The organism is Arthrobacter sp. 05T47 (genome assembly GCF_056395825.1).
The window spans coordinates 1-3537 of record NZ_JBFTKG010000084.1; the positions used below are offsets into that span (position 1 = coordinate 1).

The 3537-nt window shown below is 62.4% G+C and carries 4 protein-coding genes and 1 pseudogene; 3 read left to right on the forward strand and 2 right to left on the reverse strand.

The features are described 5' to 3' along the window. Positions 1–212: 212 nt before the first annotated feature. Entirely contained in the window at positions 213–1037 is an 825-nt protein-coding gene (locus AC1DEY_RS22705; protein ID WP_476869968.1) for a DUF1206 domain-containing protein, read from the reverse strand. 201 nt (positions 1038–1238) lie between these two features. Between AC1DEY_RS22705 and AC1DEY_RS22710 the strand changes: the two genes are divergently transcribed. The 3 genes from AC1DEY_RS22710 (at position 1239) to AC1DEY_RS22720 (ending at position 3210) form a co-directional block, all read left to right on the forward strand. Further along, positions 1239–1757, forward strand: a complete 519-nt coding sequence (locus AC1DEY_RS22710) for a YhjD/YihY/BrkB family envelope integrity protein (RefSeq protein ID WP_476869970.1) — start codon at positions 1239–1241, stop codon at positions 1755–1757. A 347-nt stretch (positions 1758–2104) separates the two neighbouring features. Next, positions 2105–2605, forward strand: coding sequence for a DUF6328 family protein (locus AC1DEY_RS22715; protein ID WP_476869969.1), 501 nt, complete (start codon positions 2105–2107; stop codon positions 2603–2605). Between the two features lie 182 nt (positions 2606–2787). Beyond that, the gene (locus AC1DEY_RS22720) at positions 2788–3210 is read left to right on the forward strand and encodes a DUF6766 family protein (RefSeq protein ID WP_476869971.1); all 423 of its coding nucleotides are present in this window, start codon (positions 2788–2790) and stop codon (positions 3208–3210) included. Positions 3211–3267: 57 nt separating this feature from the next. Here AC1DEY_RS22720 and AC1DEY_RS22725 read toward each other — a convergent pair. Further along, a pseudogene (locus AC1DEY_RS22725) lies at positions 3268–3537 on the reverse strand (YihY/virulence factor BrkB family protein); the annotation flags it as partial.

Below are 3537 nucleotides of genomic sequence, written 5' to 3' on the forward strand. Positions count from 1 at the left end.
GGCCATGGCCGCTCGCTGTTCTCTTAATCCCGATCAATTTGCCGTTGTGAGAGCATCTGTTGTTGGACGGGTTTTGGGACAGCGGAGGTCTGTGTCGAACCGCGAAATCCCTGCAACGCTGAAGCTCCCTGAGAAATGGCTCGACCGTCTCAGCAAGGGATCGTATTCGATCGTGTCCCCCGGTAATCCGCGTCGCAAATTCCGTGCGGCATTCAAAACCTTCCGTACCGGGCGCGGGCCATCGAGTACATGCCGTAGCAGACCAGCCCTGCCGCGGCTGCGGCGAGCATGAAAACCCCGTAGGGCTGGGATCCAAGGGTCTTCAGACTCCCGTCCAAGCCGGAGGATTTCGACGGATCAGCAGTGGCCGCGGCGATGATGATCAGGATGCCGAGGAAGCCGAGCACCGCGCCCTTAGCGGCGTAACCGATGGTGCCGATCCATTTGACCGCTGGGTGCGCACTGCCAAGGTCCTGCAAATCCTTCATGAACTTGCGCGTGACGCCCCGGTAGACGTAGATGGCACCGGAAATGATGATCGCGAGACCGACCGCGATGAGCAGCAAAATGCCGGCAGGGGAACCCATTAACCTCGCGGTGAAGTCACTGGCCGACTGGCTGGAGTTCTGGCTGCCGCCCGAGGCGAACACCGAGAAGGTGTAAGCCAGAAAGCCGTAAAGCACGGCCTTCAACACGGGTTCCCCCGCCTCTTGCACCTTCTTCTTCGAGTCGGTTCCTGAACGGGCCTCGAAGACGGCCTCACTGAGCATCCAGAGTGCCAGCGCGGCGCAACCCGCGAACCCTGCCCAAAGCAGGAGCGGACCGCCCGGCTTTGAGGCTAGCGTTCCGATCGCGCCGGATTGGTCGGCCTGGCCACCCTGTCCTCTGTCAATCTGGAGGGCAATGAATCCGATAAGAATGTGCACCAGGCCGACGAAGACAAATCCGGCGCGGGCCAGGATTCGCATCGCTGGGCTTCGGGTTGCCGACGCCGCTTCGTTTACCGCCCGACCGGCTTTCTGCGAGGCATCGCCCATGACTCGACCTTCCAGATTGGACTTGACCTTCGGTTACCCGCTCAACGGCGGTCGCCCGCCAGCGTCGCGGAATGCTTCAGTTTAAGTCTGTCCGAGAGTTCCTGAAAGGCCCCGGTGAACTACCTCAACGAGGAAAGCGCTGCCATGACGGTCAACACGATGCCAGTTCGACGTATTGAGCTGCGCGGTCAGCCAGCTGAGATGCTGGCCGATGCCGAGGTAGCCAGCTGCCACTTACATACGTCCAGTCCTGGCGGTTACTCACTGCTGCTCGGGATCCTTACGATCGCCTTCCTCGACTACGCCACGCCCAACTTGAAACAGCCCAGGTTCCGCTGGATGAGCCTGGGGTCAGCGATCGCCTTAGTGATCTTCCTGCTGGCCTCGGCGGCCTTCGCCTTCTACGCCGCCAACTTCAGCAGCGACAACAAGACCGACGGTGCAATCGCCGGGGTCATCATCTCGCTGCTGTTGCTTTGGATCCTGAACATGTCGCTGCTGTTCGGGCCGACTTCGACACCTAGACGGAGGTCGGCCGCCAACTGCAGGCCGGAATCGACGCCGAGGAGACCATCCAGCTGCCGCCCCGAAAGACGAAACAAAGCGACATGCTGCAGGCCAAGGTTGAAGAAGACATCCGGCCCGGCCGAGAACTGCCCGTCCAGCACAGGAATGAACATGACCGCCAAGCACGCGACAACTCTCCGGCGACACCTATGACGTGAACCGTTCATAGCTCAGGACACCGGTCCCGTCCTCCTAGCACCGGGACCCGTTACCAGCGCGTCTCATCGCCCCGATGACGGGCTTGTCAGCCGTGGATTTAAGCACATTTCTCGACGGCGTTGCACCGCCGTTCAACGCCTGCTGCAGGGCAGGCACGGCTTTCCGGAAGAGCCTCTGCACCCGGACGAACCTATCCCGGCGAAGTAACTAATTCCTGCCTGAACCGCAATTTCGTCAGCAGTATTAGTACCGGCTTGTTTTTGGCAACTCTCAAGCATAGGTTGAAGGTGCCGCACGCTGCGGCCGGCTCACGTGGTTGCAGGATGGCGAGGAGGAACCCCATGACAGGCCCCGTGGCGCCGAAGGATGACGGCAGGGACGAATCCCGTGCTGAGCGTATGGATCGCAACTGGGCCGAACTGCTGCAGGAACTGCGGGTTCTCCAGACCGGGGTTCAGCTCCTCGCCGGCTTCCTCCTGACTCTGCCGTTCCAGGCGCGCTTCGCGACGCTCGATGATTACCAGACACGCCTGTACCTCGCCACCGTCGTCCTGGCTGCCCTAACGACTGCCACCATCCTGCTGCCCGTGAGCGTGCATCGTCGGCTGTTCCGACAGGGCTTGAAGGCCACGCTCGTGGCCAGCGCCGACACCATCGCGAAGTTCTCACTGGCCGGCGTCGGGCTCCTGAGTGTGGGTACCACGTCCCTCATCTTCGACGTCACCCTAGGCCGGACGGCAGGGGTGATCGCCGGCGTCGGGCTGCTGGCCGCGCTGGTGCTGCTGCTGATCGTTGTTCCCGCAAGACTACGGCGGCAGGGCCGCGCGGAGGAGCCGCACTGACGGACGATTCGCAGGAGCGGCACGCCGCAGATACTGGAAGAACCATAAGTAAGTGGGTCATGGAACATGGACTGCTGCTGGCCAACATCGGTTGTTCGCGCTGTTTTTCGGCGGCATGATCCTCAGCGGGGCGAGCAGCTACAGCGAGGACTAACTGGCCCACGGACAACCGGGCGAACAGCATCCAGGAGTATCTGGGCACCAGGGCCTTTGTGGAGGCTACGTTCGAGAACTGGGAATCAGAATTCCTGAGGATGAGCATGTACGTCATCCTGACCGGCATCCTTTTCCAGAAGGGTCCTCGGAGTCCAAACCAATGGGCCGCACCGCACGAGGAGGATCCACGGCGTGCCTCGCTCAGGGCGCACACTCCGCGGGCCACCGGCGCGGCGGCTGAGTGCTCAAGCTCTTCGGACACTCGCTCTCCGTCATGTTCGTCCTGCTCTCCTCATGTCGTTTGCCCTGCATGCAGTCGGCGGAGCGGACGACTACAACTGCCACCAGCAAGCGCACGGACAGCCCCCGGTCTTGTAGTGTGGCTCGGCAGGCGGCGCCGGAGTGCCGTCTCTGGAAATAGGAGCCGCCATCCCGGCCGTTTCACTTGATGGGTGCGCGCGAGCCGGAGAAGAGCCATTGATTCAGCCCGGGGCCGGCCCTCGATATCAGCTGCGGTCCTGTCTTCTGGCTCCGCCGGGTGGAGCGCTTCTGTTCGCGTAGTTCGGCTGGTCCTCGTCGGGGCCGCCGTTCTGTTCCCGCAGGTCCCGCCCGCGGCGGACGTCCTCTTCCTCGCGGGCCTGGAGCTTGTCGCTCTGTTTCGTGTCCCGTGGTGGCAGCTGGATGGTCTCTTCGGCCGCGATGCCGGCCTGAAGCTGCCGTCCACGCTCCATCTCGGCGTCGAACTCGGCACCAAAGAGCAGCGACATGTTCAGGAT